Source organism: Nocardia sp. bgisy118 (assembly GCF_057708605.1).
In genome coordinates this window covers 70,727-88,292 of the sequence record NZ_JBYISM010000035.1, presented here as the reverse complement: position 1 = coordinate 88,292, position 17,566 = coordinate 70,727, and the positions used below count along the sequence as shown (strand labels likewise).

Annotated in this window: 15 protein-coding genes and 2 tRNA genes; 7 read left to right on the top strand and 10 right to left on the bottom strand. The window is 68.3% G+C overall.

The features are described from left to right. Positions 1-16: 16 nt before the first annotated feature. Entirely contained in the window at positions 17-1,027 is a 1,011-nt protein-coding gene (locus AC3EO7_RS32605) for an NAD(P)H-dependent glycerol-3-phosphate dehydrogenase (protein ID WP_435593296.1), read from the bottom strand. 31 nt (positions 1,028-1,058) lie between these two features. On the opposite strand from AC3EO7_RS32605, the gene cofC reads away from it, so the two are divergent. From cofC to AC3EO7_RS32590, 3 genes are all read left to right on the top strand, one after another. Then, positions 1,059-1,742, top strand: a complete 684-nt coding sequence (gene cofC / locus AC3EO7_RS32600; RefSeq protein WP_431972463.1) for a 2-phospho-L-lactate guanylyltransferase — start codon at positions 1,059-1,061, stop codon at positions 1,740-1,742. 71 nt (positions 1,743-1,813) lie between these two features. Next, positions 1,814-3,988 (top strand): RNA degradosome polyphosphate kinase, encoded by a 2,175-nt coding sequence (locus AC3EO7_RS32595; protein ID WP_435593295.1) that lies wholly within the window; start codon positions 1,814-1,816, stop codon positions 3,986-3,988. Positions 3,989-4,008: 20 nt separating this feature from the next. Then, entirely contained in the window at positions 4,009-4,953 is a 945-nt protein-coding gene (locus AC3EO7_RS32590; RefSeq protein ID WP_435593294.1) for an NUDIX hydrolase, read from the top strand. Positions 4,954-5,094: 141 nt separating this feature from the next. On the opposite strand, the gene AC3EO7_RS32585 is transcribed toward AC3EO7_RS32590, so the two are convergent. The 3 genes from AC3EO7_RS32585 to leuC form a co-directional block, all read right to left on the bottom strand. After that, positions 5,095-5,751: an HU family DNA-binding protein gene (locus AC3EO7_RS32585; protein ID WP_431972466.1), complete on the bottom strand. Its 657-nt coding sequence runs from the start codon at positions 5,749-5,751 to the stop codon at positions 5,095-5,097. Between the two features lie 157 nt (positions 5,752-5,908). Beyond that, the gene (leuD, locus tag AC3EO7_RS32580; RefSeq protein WP_431972467.1) at positions 5,909-6,517 is read right to left on the bottom strand and encodes a 3-isopropylmalate dehydratase small subunit; all 609 of its coding nucleotides are present in this window, start codon (positions 6,515-6,517) and stop codon (positions 5,909-5,911) included. A 37-nt stretch (positions 6,518-6,554) separates the two neighbouring features. Further along, a complete protein-coding gene (leuC, locus tag AC3EO7_RS32575) occupies positions 6,555-7,979 on the bottom strand; it encodes a 3-isopropylmalate dehydratase large subunit (RefSeq protein ID WP_431972468.1) in 1,425 nt (474 codons plus the stop codon). Between the two features lie 190 nt (positions 7,980-8,169). On the opposite strand from leuC, the gene AC3EO7_RS32570 reads away from it, so the two are divergent. From AC3EO7_RS32570 to AC3EO7_RS32560, 3 genes are all read left to right on the top strand, one after another. After that, positions 8,170-8,871 (top strand): IclR family transcriptional regulator, encoded by a 702-nt coding sequence (locus AC3EO7_RS32570; protein WP_067781941.1) that lies wholly within the window; start codon positions 8,170-8,172, stop codon positions 8,869-8,871. Positions 8,872-8,904: 33 nt separating this feature from the next. Further along, the gene (locus AC3EO7_RS32565) at positions 8,905-9,405 is read left to right on the top strand and encodes a pyridoxamine 5'-phosphate oxidase family protein (RefSeq protein WP_068063354.1); all 501 of its coding nucleotides are present in this window, start codon (positions 8,905-8,907) and stop codon (positions 9,403-9,405) included. A gap of 181 nt (positions 9,406-9,586) precedes the next feature. After that, positions 9,587-9,769 (top strand): DUF5302 domain-containing protein, encoded by a 183-nt coding sequence (locus tag AC3EO7_RS32560; protein WP_431972470.1) that lies wholly within the window; start codon positions 9,587-9,589, stop codon positions 9,767-9,769. Between the two features lie 1,322 nt (positions 9,770-11,091). Here the strand turns inward: AC3EO7_RS32560 and AC3EO7_RS32555 are convergent. The 4 genes from AC3EO7_RS32555 to AC3EO7_RS32540 all read right to left on the bottom strand — a co-directional run bounded on the left by AC3EO7_RS32555 (position 11,092) and on the right by AC3EO7_RS32540 (position 13,930). Then, positions 11,092-11,164, bottom strand: a tRNA-Glu gene (locus AC3EO7_RS32555). A gap of 149 nt (positions 11,165-11,313) precedes the next feature. Continuing rightward, positions 11,314-11,385: transfer RNA gene (locus AC3EO7_RS32550), tRNA-Gln, on the bottom strand. Between the two features lie 255 nt (positions 11,386-11,640). Further along, positions 11,641-13,116, bottom strand: a complete 1,476-nt coding sequence (gene gltX / locus AC3EO7_RS32545; RefSeq protein WP_435593293.1) for a glutamate--tRNA ligase — start codon at positions 13,114-13,116, stop codon at positions 11,641-11,643. 13 nt (positions 13,117-13,129) lie between these two features. Beyond that, a complete protein-coding gene (locus tag AC3EO7_RS32540; protein ID WP_431972472.1) occupies positions 13,130-13,930 on the bottom strand; it encodes a fumarylacetoacetate hydrolase family protein in 801 nt (266 codons plus the stop codon). A 298-nt stretch (positions 13,931-14,228) separates the two neighbouring features. Here AC3EO7_RS32540 and AC3EO7_RS32535 point away from each other — a divergent pair, with 298 nt between their 5' ends. Then, entirely contained in the window at positions 14,229-15,410 is a 1,182-nt protein-coding gene (locus AC3EO7_RS32535; protein WP_431972474.1) for an MFS transporter, read from the top strand. A 288-nt stretch (positions 15,411-15,698) separates the two neighbouring features. Here the strand turns inward: AC3EO7_RS32535 and AC3EO7_RS32530 are convergent, their stop codons facing one another. Together AC3EO7_RS32530 and AC3EO7_RS32525 are read right to left on the bottom strand one after the other, a co-directional pair. Next, positions 15,699-16,298 (bottom strand): Uma2 family endonuclease, encoded by a 600-nt coding sequence (locus AC3EO7_RS32530; protein WP_431972475.1) that lies wholly within the window; start codon positions 16,296-16,298, stop codon positions 15,699-15,701. Between the two features lie 93 nt (positions 16,299-16,391). After that, positions 16,392-17,399, bottom strand: a complete 1,008-nt coding sequence (locus AC3EO7_RS32525) for a 3-isopropylmalate dehydrogenase (RefSeq protein WP_431972476.1) — start codon at positions 17,397-17,399, stop codon at positions 16,392-16,394. Positions 17,400-17,566 lie beyond the last annotated feature (167 nt).

Sequence of the window (17,566 nt, the reverse complement as noted above, 5' to 3'; positions counted from 1 at the left end):
CGCTACCCTGCGGCGATCACTCGGGCTTGACGCGCCGCCCCAGCAGATTCTCGACGGCTTCGCGCATCGAGAGGCCCTCGTGGCACACCTGGTGCACCGCGTTGGTGAGCGGCATTTCCACCTCGTGCGCGGCGGCCAGTGCGCGCACCGATGTGCACGACTTCACACCCTCGGCCACCTGTCCATGGGTGGCCTCCTGGGCTGCCTCCATCGATCCGCCCGCGCCGAGCACTTGCCCGAAGGACCGATTGCGCGACAGCGGCGAGGTACAAGTCGCGACCAGGTCGCCGACCCCGGCGAGGCCCGCGAGCGTCACAGGCTCGGCGCCGAGCGCGACGCCGAGCCGGATGATCTCGGCGAGGCCGCGGGTGATCAGGCTGGCGATGGAGTTGTCACCGAGACCCATGCCGGAGGCGATGCCGCAGGCCAGCGCGATGACGTTCTTGCACGCGCCGCCGATCTCGCAGCCGATCACGTCGGTGTTGGTGTACGGCCGGAAATAGCCGGTGTTGCTGGCCTGCTGCACCGCCTCCGCGCGGGCGGTGTCGGCGCACGCGATCACGGTGGCCGCGGGCTGACCGGCCGCGATCTCCTTGGCCAGATTGGGCCCGGACAGCACCGCGATGCGGCTCGGCTCGGTGCCGGTCACCTCGGCGATGACCTGGCTCATCCGCAGCAGCGTGCCCGTTTCGATGCCCTTGGCGAGGCTCAGCAGCGTGGCGTCGTGCTCGGTGATCGCGCCGTGCAGCGCGGGTTTCCACGCCTCGAGATTCGCGCGCAGAGATTGGGACGGCACGGCGAGCACCACCAGCTGCGCACCGTCCAGCGCCCGCTCGTGATCGTCGGTGGCGGCCACCGGCGGCAGCTGCACACCGGGCAGGTAGAAGGGATTGCGATGCTCGGAGGCCAACGCCTCGGCCACCTCGGCGCGCCGGGCCCAGATGGTGACCTCGGTTCCGGCGTCTGCCAACACCTTCGCGAACGCGGTGCCCCACGATCCCGCGCCAAGTACTGCCGCCCTCGTCATCTGCCCAATATGCCATGGAAGGATTGGGACCATGCGCCCGCACGCCGTGCACGCCGTGATCGCGGTCAAGAGCCTCGATCTGGCCAAGAGCCGACTGGCCGACCGGCTGCGCCCGGAGCACCGGGCGCGGCTGGTGCTCGCCATGCTCGCCGACACCGTGTCGGCCGCCGCGGCGGTCTCGCAGGTCCGGTCGGTCACCGTCGTCACCCCGGATCCCGCAGTCGCCGAGCTGGCGGGCGGGCTCGGCGCGCACGTGCACCCGGAACCGCGCATCGCCGACTCCGACGGACTGAACACCGCGCTGTCCGACGCCGCGACCGCGTTGCGCAGGCGCCACGGCGCGGTCGAACTGCTCGCACTGCAAGCGGATCTGCCTGCGCTGCGCCCCGAGGAACTGGCGGACATGCTGGCGGTCGCGCCGGTCGGCAGGCGCGCGGTGGTCGTCGACCACGCCGGGACCGGCACGGCCGCGCTCGTCGTCCGGGACGGCGTCGCGCCGCTGGATCCGCGGTTCGGCGCCGACTCCGCCCGACAGCACATCGCGGCGGGCGCAGCGGATCTGACCGGACACTGGCCGGGACTGCGCCTCGATGTCGACACCGCCGCGGATCTCGACCTGGCGGTCGAACTCGGGGCGGGCGACGCCACCCGCGCTGTGCTGCGTGACATCGGCTGGTCCTGTCGTGTTCACGAACCCTTTCGTCACGTGTGCTAGGGGATCGCCGAAACGGCGTGATCCGGCCTGCAATCCCGATGTGGACCTGCACACCGCGCGGTTCGTAGGGGATGATCGTTGACGTGAGCGATACGGAAACCGTCAAGCAACAGCAGCTGCTGCCCACGCCTCCACCGGCCGTCACCCCGGTGCAGTCGGACCAGGCTCCGCAGCGGTTGCCACGTGATCGCTACCTGAACAGGGAACTGAGCTGGCTCGACTTCAACGCCAGGGTGCTCGCCCTCGCGGAGGACGCCTCGCTGCCGTTGCTCGAACGCGCCAAATTCCTCGCGATCTTCGCGTCCAATCTCGACGAGTTCTACATGGTCCGGGTCGCCGGGCTGAAGCGTCGCGCCGAGACCGGGCTGTCGGTGCGTTCGGCCGACGGCCGCTCGCCGAGCGAGCAACTGGAGCTGATCGCGGCCCGCGCGCAGGAGATCGCGGACCGGCACGCGCGGGCCTTCCTCGATTCGGTGCTGCCCGCGCTCACCGCCGAGGGCATCGCCATCATCGTGTGGCGCGACCTGAACGACGATGAGCGCCAGCGGCTCTCGGCCTACTTCCAGGATCAGGTCTTTCCGGTGCTGACCCCGCTGGCCGTCGATCCGGCACACCCGTTCCCCTACATCAGCGGACTGAGCCTCAACCTCGCCGTGACGGTGAAGGACTCCGCCACCGGCGGCGAGCACTTCGCCAGGGTGAAGGTCCCCGACAACGTGGACCGCTTCGTGCGCGTGCGGCGCAACTCGTCCGGTTCCTCGGTCGCCGCCTTCCTGCCGATGGAAGAACTCATCGCCGCGCACCTGGATCAGCTCTTCCCCGGCATGGACGTGGTGGAGCACCACTCCTTCCGGATCACCCGCAACGCCGACTTCGAGGTCGACGAGGACCGCGACGAGGACCTACTACAGGCGCTGGAGCGCGAGCTGGCCCGCCGCCGCTTCGGATCGCCGGTGCGGCTCGAAGTCTCCGACGACATGACCGAGCACATGCTCGATCTGCTGTTGCGCGAACTCGACGTGCATCCCGGGGACGTGATCCAGGTGCCCGGCCTGCTCGACCTGTCCTGCCTGTGGCAGGTGTACGGCGTGGACCGGCCGAACCTGAAGGACGCGCCCTACGTTCCGGCCACCCCGCCCGCCTTCGGCGAGCGCGAGACCCCGCGCAACGTCTTCCAGGCGCTGCGCGAGGGCGATGTCCTGGTGCACCACCCGTACGACTCGTTCTCCACCAGCGTGCAGCGCTTCATCGAGCAGGCGGCCGCCGACCCGCAGGTGCTCGCGATCAAGCAGACCCTCTACCGCACCTCCGGCGACTCCCCCATCGTCAACGCGCTCATCGACGCGGCCGAGGCGGGCAAGCAAGTGGTCGCCCTGGTGGAGATCAAGGCCCGCTTCGACGAGCAGGCCAACATCAAATGGGCACGGGCGCTGGAGCATGCGGGCGTGCACGTCGTGTACGGCCTGATCGGTCTCAAGACGCACTGCAAGACCTGCCTGGTGGTACGGCGCGAGGGTTCGACCATCCGCCGCTACTGCCACATCGGCACCGGCAACTACAACCCGAAGACGGCCCGCCTCTACGAGGACGTCGGATTGCTCACCGCCGCACCGGAAATCGGCGCCGACCTCACCGACCTGTTCAACTCGCTGACCGGCTACTCCCGAAAAGCCAACTACCACAACCTGCTTGTCGCTCCGCAGGGCGTGCGCGCCGGCATCATCGACCGCATCCAGCGCGAGACCGAGCTCGCGCTGGAGGGCGTCGACGCGCGAATCCGCCTGAAGGCCAACGCGATCGTGGACGAGCAGGTGATCGACGCACTGTACCGCGCCTCGCAAGCGGGGGTGCCGGTGCAGATCGTGGTGCGCGGCATCTGCGGGCTGCGTCCCGGCGTGCCCGGCATGAGCGACAACATCGAGGTGCGCTCCATCCTCGGCCGCTTCCTCGAGCATTCGCGGATCATGCACTTCCAAGCGCAGGACGAGTACTGGATCGGCAGCGCCGACATGATGCACCGCAACCTGGACCGCCGGGTCGAGGTGATGGCGCAGGTGAAGGATCCCAAGTTGCGCGAGCAGTTGGGCGCCGTCTTCGACTCCGCCCTGTATCCCACCACCCGCTGCTGGGTACTCCAACCGGATGGCAGCTGGCAGGCCTCGCCGGAGCACGCCGGCGAGGACGGTGAGCAAGTGCGCGACCATCAAGAATTCCTCATGCGACTGCGGAGACCGGAACGACCGTGAATGCCACGACGGGATACGAAATGGACGGGGGCCCATTCTGGGATCCCCGAGTGACGGCCAATATTCACGCCGCTGGCGCCGTGCTGTGGCGCCGCGCCCCCGCGGCGCCCGGCAGCGTCGAGATCGCGGTCGTCCACCGGCCCAAATACCAGGATTGGTCGCTGCCCAAGGGCAAGCTCGACCCGGGTGAGACCCCAGTGCTGGCCGCCGTGCGCGAAGTGCGCGAGGAGACCGGCCTCGACTCCCGTCTCGGCCGCTACCTCGGGCACGTCACCTACCCCGTTCCCGGCCATCGCAAACTCAAACGCGTCGATTACTGGGCGGCGGAAGTGGCGGGCGGCGAATTCACCGCCAATTCCGAAGTGGACGTGCTGACCTGGTATCCGCTCGATCGGGTGATGGACGCGCTGTCCTATCCGATGGATCGCCAGGTCGTGCGGGCATTCAGCAGACTGCCCGCCGCCACCGACACCCTGTTGCTGGTGCGGCACGCGAAAGCGGGCCACCGCGACCGATTCGACGGTCCCGACGACGAACGTCCGCTGGAGCGCGCCGGACGCGACCAGGCCCAGGCATTGGTGCCGCATCTGCTGGCTTTCGGCGCGAGCGAGATCTATTCGGCCGATCCCGCGCGGTGCGTGCAGTCGGTGGAGCCGCTGGCCGAGAAACTCGGTGTGGAGATCAATCTGGAGCCGCTGCTGTCCGAAAGCGGTTACGCGGCAGCGCGGGACGAGGCCAGGGAACGCGCCGTCGAGCTGGAGCCGCGCGGCCCCGTGCGGGTTGTGTGCAGCCAGGGCAAGGTGATTCCCGATCTGCTGTCCTGGTGGGCGGGCCGGTCCGGGCTCACCCTTCCGCCCGCGCGCAACCGCAAGGGCAGCGTATGGGTGCTGTCTTTCGCGGGCGGGCGGATGGTGGCCGCCGATCACCTCGACCGGTCGCTGTCGACGGGCTTGGTGAAGCCGTAGGGCCATCGAGCCCGCCGTAGGCGCGCTAGGAGATCCCCGCCCCGAAACCGGGTGCGGACAGACCGAAACGGCCCCGGGGCGATCCCCGGGGCCGTTTCCGGTCCGTATGGCTGGTCAGTCGGCCGGGCCGCCGACCGATCCTCAGCGTGCGCGGCGGGCCGGAGCCTTCTTGGCCGCGGTCTTCTTCGCAGGGGCCTTCTTCGCCGCTGTGGTCTTCTTGGCGGCGGTGGCCTTGGTAACCGTCTTCTTGGCCGCGGTCTTCTTGGCCGCGGTGGCCTTGGCGGCCGTCTTCTTGGCGGGAGCCTTCTTCGCGACGGTCTTGGCGGCGGTCTTCCTGGCGGTGGTCTTCGCAGGAGCCTTGGCCGCAGCCTTCTTGGCCGTCGTCTTGGCGGGCGCCTTGGTGGCGGTCGCCTTCTTGGCGGCGGCCTTCTTCGCCGCCGTCTTCTTGGCGGCCGCCTTCTTCGCGGCCACAGGGGCATTCACGCCGCGCTTGACCGCAGGGCCGGTCGCCGCGAGCTTCTGCTTGCCCGCGATGACCGCCTTGAACTGGGCGCCGGGACGGAACGCGGGCACCGAAGTCGGCTTGACCTTGACGGTTTCGCCGGTGCGCGGGTTCCGAGCCACACGGGCAGCACGCTTACGCTGTTCGAACACACCGAATCCGGTGATCGTGACGCTCTGGCCTTTGTGCACCGCGCGCACGATGGTGTCCACAACATGCTCGACTGCCGCGGTAGCCGTGCGCCTGTCCGTACCCAACTTTTCGGTCAGAACGTCGATCAGTTCCGCCTTGTTCATTGAATCCTCCGCAGACTAATGGCCCGTCGTCGGACCGACTAGGTACCACGGTAAACCCACTTTGAGCAAGAGTCTATGTGCCACGCCAAAATTCATGGTGGTTTAGCACACGTCTAGCTACCGCCCACCATGACGTCCAGCTATCGTCCCTGATTGATTACGCCTGCGAAATATGCGCGGGCAGGGTGGTGGGCTTCCAAGCCGGCCTTGCCTTTTCGAACTCGGTGATGACGTCGCTACGCCGCAGCGTCAGACCGATGTCGTCCAAACCCTCGAGCAGACGCCACCGGGTGTAGTCATCAATATCGAACGGCAACACGACGGTTCCCGCCGTCACGGTGCGCGCCTGGAGATCCACTACCAATTCGAGACCGGGCTGTTCCTCGATCATCTTCCAGAGCAATTCGACATCGTTCTGTGACATCTGGGCCGCCAACAGGCCACCCTTGCCCGCATTGCCACGGAAGATGTCGGCGAATCGGGGCGAGATGACCACCCGAAAGCCGTAGTCCGACAGAGCCCATACGGCATGCTCGCGTGAGGAACCGGTACCGAAATCCGGACCCGCAACCAGCACACTACCCCGGTTGAAGGGCTCGGTGTTCAAAATGAAGTCCGGGTCCGTTCGCCAGCCCGCGAACAGTCCGTCCTCGAATCCGGTTCGAGTGACCCGCTTCAGATAGACCGCCGGGATGATCTGGTCGGTGTCGACGTTGGAGCGGCGCAGCGGTACACCGATCCCCTTGTGCACGGTGAAGGCTTCCATCGGATTCTCCTGGGTAGATAGGGGGTGTCGTGCGGCGTCAGTTCAGATCGGCGGGCGAGGACAGAGTTCCGCGGACGGCCGTCGCGGCGGCCACCAGCGGAGAAACCAAGTGGGTACGCCCGCCTTTGCCCTGCCTGCCTTCGAAGTTGCGGTTGGAGGTCGAGGCGCAGCGCTGGCCCGGCGAAAGCTGATCCGGGTTCATTCCCAGGCACATCGAACAACCCGCCTGCCGCCATTCGGCGCCTGCCGCGGTGAAAATCTCGCCCAATCCTTCTTTTTCCGCCTGAGCGCGAACCCGCATCGAGCCCGGTACAACCAGCATTCGCACGCCGTCCGCGACGCGCCGTCCCTTCAAAATCCCGGCCACAGCGCGCAAATCCTCGATGCGCCCGTTGGTGCACGATCCGACGAATACGGTGTCGATCGGGATCTGCCGAAGCGGAGTTCCCGGCTCCAAATCCATGTACCGCAGCGCTTTCTCCGCGGCCTCACGCGCCGTCTCGTCGGCAATCTCGGCGGGGTCGGGTACCGCGGCGCCCAGGGGCAAACCCTGACCGGGGTTGGTGCCCCAGGTGACGAACGGCGTCAGCGCGCTCGCGTCGATGTGCACCTCGGCGTCGAAAACGGCACCCTCCTCCGTCTTCAGCGCGTCCCAGGCCGCCACGGCGGCATCCCAGTCGGCGCCCTCGGGGGCGTGCGGACGGCCCTTCAGGAATTCGTAGGTGACCTCGTCCGGCGCGATCATGCCCGCGCGGGCGCCCGCCTCGATGGACATGTTGCACATCGTCATCCGCGCCTCCATGGACATGGCGCGCACGGCCTCGCCGCGGTACTCCAGGACGTAGCCCTGACCGCCGCCGGTGCCGATCTGGGCGATCACGGCGAGGATCACGTCTTTACTGGTGACGCCGTGCGGCAGCTGACCGTCGATGTTGACGGCCATCGTCTTGAACGGGCGCAGCGACAAAGTCTGTGTCGCCAGCACGTGTTCGACCTCGCTGGTGCCGATGCCCATCGCCAGCGCGCCGAACGCGCCGTGCGTGGAGGTGTGGCTGTCGCCGCACACCACCGTCGTACCCGGCTGGGTCAGGCCGAGCTGCGGACCGACCACGTGCACGATGCCCTGGTCCAGATCGCCCATCGGGTGCAGCCGGACACCGAATTCCGCGCAGTTGTGCCGCAGCGTCTCGACCTGGGTCCGCGAAACGGGATCGGCGATCGGCTTATCGATATCTGTGGTGGGGACGTTGTGGTCCTCGGTCGCGATGGTCAGGTCAGGGCGGCGCACCCTCCTGCCGGCGGCCCGCAGTCCGTCGAAGGCCTGCGGACTCGTCACTTCGTGCACCAGATGCAGATCGATGTAGATCAGATCGGGCTCGCGCGAGGAGCCTTCGCCCTCGCCGCGCGCGACGACATGCTGATCCCACACCTTCTCGGCCAGGGTGCGTGGGCGGTCGGCCATTCTCGATCACCTTTCGGACGAGCAGCGGTCCCCCGCGATTCGGGCTGAGTGCGCGGGAACTGCTGCACAGAATTGTGGATTCGGGTCGCCGGACATCTCGACCGCGTCGCCCCGCCCGGCCGCTCGTCTCGACGGCGACTTTCCCGGCGGAGTTTGACTATCTCAATATCCGAGACGCTAATATCGTTCTATGAGACAGCATAGCGGTATCGGCGTCCTCGACAAAGCAGTGGCGGTCCTCTACGCCGTCGCGGAGCATCCGTGCGGTCTCAACGAGCTGTGCACCCGCACCGGCCTGCCCAGGGCCACCGCGCACCGGCTGGCCGTCGGCCTCGAGGTGCACCGTCTGCTCGCCCGCGACAACAACGGAACCTGGCGGCCGGGACCGGCCCTCGCCGAGCTGGCCGCGGGCGCCACCGACCCGCTCCAGGAGGCCGCCGCCGCTATTCTGCCCCGGCTGCGCGAGATCACCGGCGAGAGCGTCCAGCTCTATTGCCGGGACGGCGGCGCCAGGGTCTGCATCGCCGCCATGGAACCCCCCGTCGGACTGCGCGACACCGTCCCGATCGGGGCCAGGCTGCCGCTCACCGCGGGCTCGGCCGCCAAGGTGCTGCTCGCCTGGGCGGATCCGGAGTTGCAGCGCACCATTCTGGCCGACGCGGTCTTCGGCGAGCGCGCGCTGGCCGAGGTGCGCAAGCGCGGCTGGGCGCAGAGCGCGGCCGAGCGAGCGGCGGGCGTGGCCAGCGTCTCGGCGCCGGTCCGCGACACCGCGGGCAACGTGATCGCCGCTGTCTCGGTCTCCGGCCCGATCGATCGGATGGGCCGCAGGCCGGGCGCGCGGTGGGCGGCGGATCTGGTCGCGGCCGCGGACGCGCTGCACAAGCGCCTGTAACACGTTTCAGAAATTGTTCTCTAGAGTTGGCCCATGGGAGTCAACCAACGGGCGCAGATCGTCATGTCCGACGCCGAGATCGCCGAGTTCCTGGAGCGCAGCCGTATCGCGACGCTGGCCACCCTCGGTCCGCAGGGCAGGCCGCACCTGACCGCGATGTGGTACGCGCTGATCGATGGCGAGATCTGGTTCGAGACCAAGGCCAAATCGCAGAAGGCGGTGAATCTGCGCCGCGATCCGCGCATCACGTGCATGGTCGAGGCCGGACAGACCTACGACCAGCTGCGCGGGGTGTCGATCGAGGGTCGCGCCGAGATCATCGATGACCCGGAGCGGCTGTTCGCGGTCGGCGTGAGCGTCTGGGAACGCTACACCGGCCCCTACAGCGAAGAGGTTCGCCCGCTGGTGGAGAACATGCTCAACAAGCGGGTCGCGGTGCGCGTGGTGCCCGAGCGGGTGCGCAGCTGGGATCACCGCAAACTCGGCCTGCCCGCGCTGCCGCTCGGCGGCACGACCGCCAACGCTCTGGACTGATCGCTGGCGCGCCGCACTGATCGGGGCCGCGCCGCGCCGCACCGGAAATCGAGCTGACAGCGGCGCTCCGGCGCGTTAGCGTCGAGTCGTTCGACACGATTCGGCCGGGCAGCGCCGCCCCGCGGGTAGCGCCTGCGCGCGGCCGCGACGACGAGGAGCAGGCGATGACGAGGAGCAGGCGATGACGGAATCGGGAAGTCCCAACGGCAGTGCCGAAGAAGTGAAGCGCAAGTTCCGCGAGGCGCTGGAGCGCAAGAACGCCCAGCACGGCAAGGCAGCCGACCACATGGACGGCCACTCCAAGGCGACCGCCACCCACGGCACCGCCAGCCACAAGCGAGAGTTCCGCCGCAAGAGCGGATAACGACGACCCGGCACGGGGCGCCCGCGGATCACGAGGCTCACCACCCGCGATCCCATCGAAGGCGCCCCGTTCCCCTTCTTCCTCGCGCCGAAGATCACCCCCGAACCGCCCGCACGCAATTCGCCGCCCGCGGCAGCACGTCGCGCCGAACACGTCACCCACCGCGCACGTCACCGATTCCGATCGAGTTCGCCCCGAAGACGAACCTTCGATTGCCAACACCTCCGGCAACACAGTTCGTGGATCGTCGCTCAGTTGGCCTGGTCGCCGAATTCGACCGGCTCTTCCGTCATCCGTCCGCTCGCACTCGCTGCGCGACTCAGGGGCATGCCTGCCGACCCATCGAGGAGCCCGGCCCCGACTGCGCCGTTGCCCCGGCATGTGCACCGCGACCCCATCCGCGCTGACGGTGCGCACAGCGTCTCGCGCAGATCCGGCAGCAGCCACCACACCACCGCTGCCACCACACAGGCTCGACGCCGGTGTGCACTCGACCTCACGGAGCTCCCGCCCGGAACTCAGCAGCCGAATCTCCGCCGCGCGACGCCGATCAGCAAGCCCCGCGGCGCATTGCAGGGGCCCACGCTGCCCGATTCCTGAGCGTCCACCTGATCGACAACCCCAACAGCACCTAATCCCCCGATCCCGGCAGCCATCGCAGACTTCATCGACCACCGGATGCCCGCCGACATGCGCGATTCCGCGCAGCGTTCAACGCGTGCCGCACTTGTCCATGCCACAAGCCGCTTCGAGCGCCCCCCGGTCCCGACACTCCGCTGACGCTGCCCTCGCAGAGGTTTCACGCCCCTCGCAAAGGCTGCCTCCCCTGCGAGGCGTGCAAACGGTCTGTGTGGTCGGACGTAGATGGCGCTGCGATGGGGCTGTGAGGTTCGTGGCGGCTCGATCCACCCTTGATGCCGGGCCAACCAGCCGCGAACGGCAGCCGCGAAGTGAGCCGCGCGATCACGGCGACCGCGTACACCAGGACCGCCTGGTGAAGGTGACGCGGCAAAGGCCCCCAAAGGCCAATCAGGGTTACTCAGCGGTCAACGGCGACATCCGATGACCCGCCTCGATTGCCGGAGCGCCTCCGCCCACCGAGCCTGCACCGCCCGAAGGCCATGCCTACCGCAGACTTCAAAGGCCCGTTCGCCAACGATCCCAAAGACTCAAAGTGACGACCCCCACAAAACGGGACCACCCACCAAGGGGGTCCGGGGGGCAACGCCCCTCCGGGCGGGTTGTGGGGGTCGCACCCCCACAAAACACTTGCGAAGCAAGAAAGGCCCATGCTCTCCATGAGCATGGGCCTCCCACTTGCGTAGCCCCGACGGGATTCGAACCCGCGCTACCGCCTTGAGAGGGCGGCGTCCTAGGCCGCTAGACGACGGGGCCAGGACTGATCACTCACGTTCTCAGTGATCTCCGGTTGATCTTTCGATCTTTGGAAGCTCGGTTAGTTTAGCTGACCGAAGCTCGGCGACCAAATCGCCGGATGCTGAACTACTTTCGGCCGCGAACCGAGAGACGTACAACATTCTCCGCTGGGGTACCAGGACTCGAACCTAGAATGGCTGAACCAGAATCAGCTGTGTTGCCAATTACACCATACCCCAGTGACCAGGTCCTTCGACCCCGCTGCCTGGCTGACCTCGGGGCCGCGTTCCGGCCGAGAAAGAGATTACCAAACCTCTACCGGTAAACTACAAATCGCCTGGTCAAAGCCATGTTTTCGGCCGAAAAATGCCGCTTGCCACAGCCGGTCCGCGTACGGCGAGCGAACCGGCCTCGATGCCCCCGGCCCCGGCCGGCGCGCGCCACCGGACGACATCCGTGGCGGCCCGTGCCGACCGGAGCGAGGGCGGGCAGACCTACTCCGCGGCGGGCGACCACGCCTGCGCGGCACGCAGCCGCGCCATCGTCACCTCCCTGCCGAGCAATTCCAGCGACTCGTACAGCGGCGGGCTGATGTGCGATCCGGTCACCGCGACCCGCACCGGCGCGAACGCCTTGCGCGGTTTGAGCCCCAGATCATCGATCAGCGCGACTTTCAGCGCTTCCTCGATAGCGGAGGTGGTCCAGGACGCCAAGGGCTCCAGCGCGGCAATTGCGGCGTCGAGCACCGGTACCGCGTCCGCGCCCAGATTCTTGCCGCCCGCCGCGGGATCGATGACGAACTCTTCGGCGGGTGCGAACAAGAATCGCAGAAGATCCCAGGCATCGGACAGCACCACGATTCTGGTCTGCACCAATTCCGCCGCCACCGCGAACACCTTCTCGTCCACTTCGGCGCCGATGTGACCGTGTTCGGTGAGGAACTCGCGCAGTCGGCTCGCGAAATCACCGGGTGCCAGCAATCGGATGTGCTCGGCGTTCAGCGCGTCGGCCTTCTTCTGGTCGAAACGCGCCGGGTTCGAATTCACTGTCGCAATATCGAAGGCCGCCACCATCTCGGTCATCGAGAACACATCGTGATCGTCGGCGATGCTCCAACCGAGTAGCGCCAGGTAATTCAGCAAACCCTCGGGGATGAATCCGCGGTCACGGTGGGCGAACAGATTCGACTCCGGATCACGCTTGGACAACTTCTTGTTGCCCTGCCCCATGACGAACGGCAGGTGGCCGAACTCCGGGGTGAAGTCCGCCACTCCGATCCGCTTCAGCGCGGCGTACAGCGCGAGCTGGCGCGGCGTCGAGGAGAGCAGATCCTCGCCGCGCAGCACGTGGGTGATCTTCATCAGCGCGTCGTCGATCGGGTTGACCAGCGTGTAGAGCGGATCGCCGTTACCGCGGGTGAGCGCGAAATCGGGTACTGTGCCCGCCTTGAAGGTGGTCTCGCCGCGCACCAGATCGTGCCAGGTGAGGTCCTCGTCGGGCATGCGCAGCCGGATCACCGGGGGCCTGCCCTCTTCGCGGTAGGCCGCGATGGCCTCGGGGGTCAGATCGCGGTCGAAGTTGTCGTAGCCGAGCTTGGGGTCCCGGCCCGCCGCGCGGTGGCGCGCCTCGACTTCGTCGGGCGTGGAGAAGGATTCGTACGCCTCGCCCGCCTCCAGCAGCTTGCGCACCACATCGAGATGCAGCTCCCGCCGCTCCGACTGGCGGTAGGGCCCGTAGGGGCCGCCGACCTCGGGACCCTCGTCCCAGGTCAGCCCGAGCCAGCGCAGCGCGTCGAGGATCGCGCGGTAGGACTCCTCGGAATCGCGTGCCGCGTCGGTGTCTTCGATGCGGAAGACGAAGGTGCCGCCGGTGTGGCGGGCGTACGCCCAGTTGAACAGCGCCGTCCGGATCAGGCCGACGTGCGGTGTACCGGTGGGTGACGGGCAGAAACGGACCCGTACTTCAGTCATGGCTCTCTTTCGATCAGCGTTTGGCGGCAACGGGATTGGTGAGGGTTCCGAGGCCCTCGACGGTGACGGACACCTGCTGGCCGTTCTGCATGGGCCCGACGCCCTCCGGCGTTCCGGTCAGGATGACGTCGCCGGGAAGCAGCGTCATGACCGTGCTCACCCATTCGATCAGCTTCGGAATGTCGTGCAGCAGTAGCGAAGTGCGGCTGCGCTGACGAACCTCGCCGTCGAGTTCGGTGACGATCTCCAGATCCGAAGGGTCCAGCGAGGTTTCGATCCAGGGGCCGAGCGGGCAGAAGGTGTCGTAGCCTTTGCCGCGCGTCCACTGGCCGTCCTGACGCTGCTGATCGCGGGCGGTGACGTCGTTGGCGACGGTGTAGCCGAGGATCACGTCCTTGGCCCGGGCGGCGGGCACGTCCTTGCACGGGCGGCCGATGACGACGGCGAGCTCGCCCTCGTAATCGACCTGAGAGGAGCTGGGCGGCAAGATGATCGGGGCGTTCGGCCCGACGATGGCGGTGCTCGGCTTGATGAAGATCACCGGCTCCTCCGGCGCGGGACCGCCCATCTCCGCGGCGTGCGCGGCGTAGTTCTTGCCGACACACACCACCTTGCTGGCCAGGATCGGCGCGAGCAGGCGTACGTCGGCCAGCGGCCAGCTCCGTCCGGTGAACGTCGGCGTACCGAACGGGTGTTCCGCGATCTCTTTCGCGGTCCACGATCCCGCCCTACTCCCGCCCGTGATGTCGCTTCCCTCCCCCTCGATGCTGACGAACGCGACCCCATCGGGACTGGCAACTCGACCTAGACGCATGCCCCGAAGTCTATCGACCGGCGTCGACCTGCTCGAACGCACCCGACCGAGCGGTCCGATCGGCCCGCGCGGCCGACCGATTCGGCAGGAAGCCGCGACAGACCTCACTGTCGGCCGGGCGCACATCGAGTGTGAGTTTCGACTCGATCCGCGGCGCGTTCGCGCCGGTCACCCGGGACCCGACGCGGGCGTGACCGCTCCCGAATCGAGAAATCCAGTCGCCCCCGGGTGTAACGTAACGCCCGATGTTCATTCCGTGAGACTTGCGTTCCATATTCTGAGATTCGAGGTGTGGCCCATGGCGACCGTGACAGAGATTCGCGCGGGACGACGGTGGTCCATGCTCGCCCTCGGCGTCTTCGCGCAGGCATCGAGCGCGGTGTTCATCCACGGAACGCCCTTCCTGCTGCCCGCGCTGACGGCGCGCGGAATGTCCTTGCCCACAGCGGGTCTGCTGGTGGCGATGCCCACCGTCGGACTGGTCTGCACGCTCATCGCGTGGGGCTACGTGGTGGACCGCATCGGCGAGCGGAAGGTGTTGGTCGGCGGGCCGCTGGTGATGTTCTTCGCGGGCGCCGCGGCGGCCACCACCACCCACGACATCGCGCTGGGCGCGTTGCTGTTCCTCGGCGGCGCGGGCGCGGCAAGCACCAACGGCGCCAGCGGCCGCGTCATCGTCGGCTGGTTCCCGCCGGAGCGGCGCGGGCTGGCCATGGGCATCAGGCAGACCGCCCAACCGCTCGGTGTCGGCGTCGGCGCGCTGGCGGTGCCCGCCGTCGCTGCGGCCCACGGCATTTCGGCCGCCGTTCTGGTGCCCGCCGTCATGGCCGGCATCGCGGCGGCGGCCTGCTACCTGGGCATCATCGATCCGCCGCGGCCGGAGGGCAAGGGCGTCGACCGGGTCAATCCGTATCGCGGCGATGCCACGCTGTGGCGCATCCACGCCGTGTCCGTGCTGCTGTGCGTGCCGCAGGGCGTGGTGTGGACCTTCGCGCTGCTGTGGCTGCACCGCGACATCGGCTGGTCGCTGGCCGCCGCGGGCGCGCTGGTGACGGCGACCCAAATCCTCGGCGCGTTCGGCCGCATCGGCGCGGGCGCCTGGTCCGACCGGGTCGGCAGCAGACTGGGCCCGCTGCGAACGGTGGCCATCGGGGCCGTCCTGTCCATGGCGGCCTTGGGCCTGACGGCATGGACGCAGTGGTGGTGGGCCGCCATCCCGCTGCTGATCGCCGCCTCGGTGATCACGGTGTCGGACAACGGACTCGCCTTCACGGCGGTCGCCGAGATCGCCGGTCCGTACTGGAGCGGGCGCGGTCTCGGCATTCAGAACACCGGCCAGAACCTCGCGATGGCCGCCATCCCACCGGTTTTCGGCGCGCTGATCACGATCGGCGGTTTCCCCGCCGCCTACCTGGCTGCCGCGGCACTGGCCACGGCAGCCATCCCACTGGTTCCCGCCGACCGCCACATCCCGAGCTGATTACACTGCGGCCCACAGGGTCGCCCCGCATCGAACGAACGGGGCGACCCTACCGCGCGGCGCGGCCAACACTCGAACGGGCGACGCGAAAACGAACGCCTGGGCGCCGAATTCGTTGCGGTGCACCGCGTCGACCACACAACCCACCGAAAGCGATCTCCAGCGCACGTCCACGCCCGCCGTCGTCCCAGCCGTAATGCTCAGCGGCGGCACACAAGGCTCTTCTTCACCGCCTCTATTGCTGCCACCGGAATGGCCTGAGCAGGACCCGTTGCGCCGGTGGTGGACTCACACTTCGAGCAGGGCGGCCGGATCGACGCTGACGCGAAAGTGGTTGCGGTGACCGATGTTCGCGCTCAGGATCGACCCCGGTCCGACGGGCGGTTCGGCGCGATAGACGTCCCCGTCGAGGACGAGCGGATAGATGCGCACGTGCGGGTGGTGTTCGACGATCCAATACTGCGGTATGCCTGCGGCCGCGTACTCACGGACCTTTCGCACCCGGTCGGTGCGCTCGCTGCCGGTCCCCGGCGCGATGACCTCCACGGCGAGTTGCACTTCGGACCCGGGCAGCAGCCGGGGCGGATCGGCGACGAGCGCCGTGCGCACCACCTCGCGGGGCACCACGACGATGTCGGGTTTACGAATGCCGTTGGGCGTGCTCACTTCCCAGCCGCCGCCGAGGCAGACGTGCACCGCCGCGTCGGCGGCGACATCGAGGAAACGCGCCAGCCGCCGGGCCACGTGATTGTGCCGGGCGCCGCGCGCGACTTCGATCAACCAGCCGTCCTCGAGCTCGAATCCCTTGCCGTCCTCCGGCAGCGCGTGCAGGTCCCGGATCGTGTAGGGACCCGGCCCCGGCCGTTTGCTCGCTCGTCGCTCGGTCACCCGACCTCCCTGGTTCGCACTCGCCCCGAGGATAACCAGGAGGTACGACGAGGCCCCGCACCCGAGACGGATGCGGGGCCTCGCCGACGATGGTCAGACCGAGGCGGCGATGCGGTCGCCGACCTCCACCGTGGAGGAAGCGCCGGACCGCTCGGCCAGGTCCTTGGCGACGGCGGCCTCGATCCGGGCGGCGGCCTCGGTGTTGCCGAGGTGGTTGAGCAGCAGCGAGACCGACAGGATGGCGGCGGTCGGGTCGGCCTTCGACTGGCCCGCGATGTCGGGGGCGCTGCCGTGCACCGGCTCGAACATGCTCGGGTTGGCGCCGGAGGCATCGATGTTGCCGCTGGCGGCCAGACCGATGCCGCCGCTGACCGCGGCAGCGAGGTCGGTGATGATGTCGCCGAACAGGTTGTCGGTGACGATCACGTCGAAGCGGCCGGGATCGTTGACCATGTGGATGGTCGCCGCGTCGATGTGCTGGTAGGCGGTGGTGACCTCGGGGAACTCCGCGGCGACCTCGTCGACGGTGCGCTGCCACAGCGATCCGGCGAAGGTCAGCACGTTGTTCTTGTGCACGAGGGTGAGGTGCTTGCGGCGGGCCTGCGCCTTGGCGAAGGCGTAGCGCACCACGCGCTCGATGCCGAAGCGGGTGTTGGTGCTCACCTCGGTGGCGACCTCGTGCGGGGTCTCGACGCGGATCGCGCCGCCGGTGCCGGTGTAGGGGCCCTCGGTGCCTTCGCGCACCACGACGAAGTCGATGTCGGGGTTGCCGGCCAGCGGGCTGGTCACGCCGGGGAACAGTTTCGAGGGGCGCAGGTTCACGTGGTGGTCGAGCGCGAACCGGGTGCGCAGCAGCAGACCGCGCTCGAGCACGCCGCTCGGCACCGACGGGTCGCCGATCGCGCCGAGCAGGATGGCGTCGTGCTGCTTCAGTTCCGGCAGCACCGAGTCGGGCAGGATCTCGCCGGTCGCGTGGTAACGCTTGGCGCCCAGGTCGTACTCGGTCTTCTCGACTCCGGGCACGACGACGTCCAGCACCTTGAGCGCCTCGGCGATGACCTCGGGCCCGATACCGTCACCGGGGATGACAGCAAGCTTCATGACAACTCCGTTCAGTGTTCGACCGGACCTGGCCGGACGCTCGGCGAGCAACGACACGGTACTAGGCGCCCCGCCGTGTCCGGCCATCCGGGCGGGGCCGCTCCCGACCTCCCGGCGCCGCGCCGGGAACATGCGGCACGCCGCCACCCTGCGGTGACGGCGCGCAC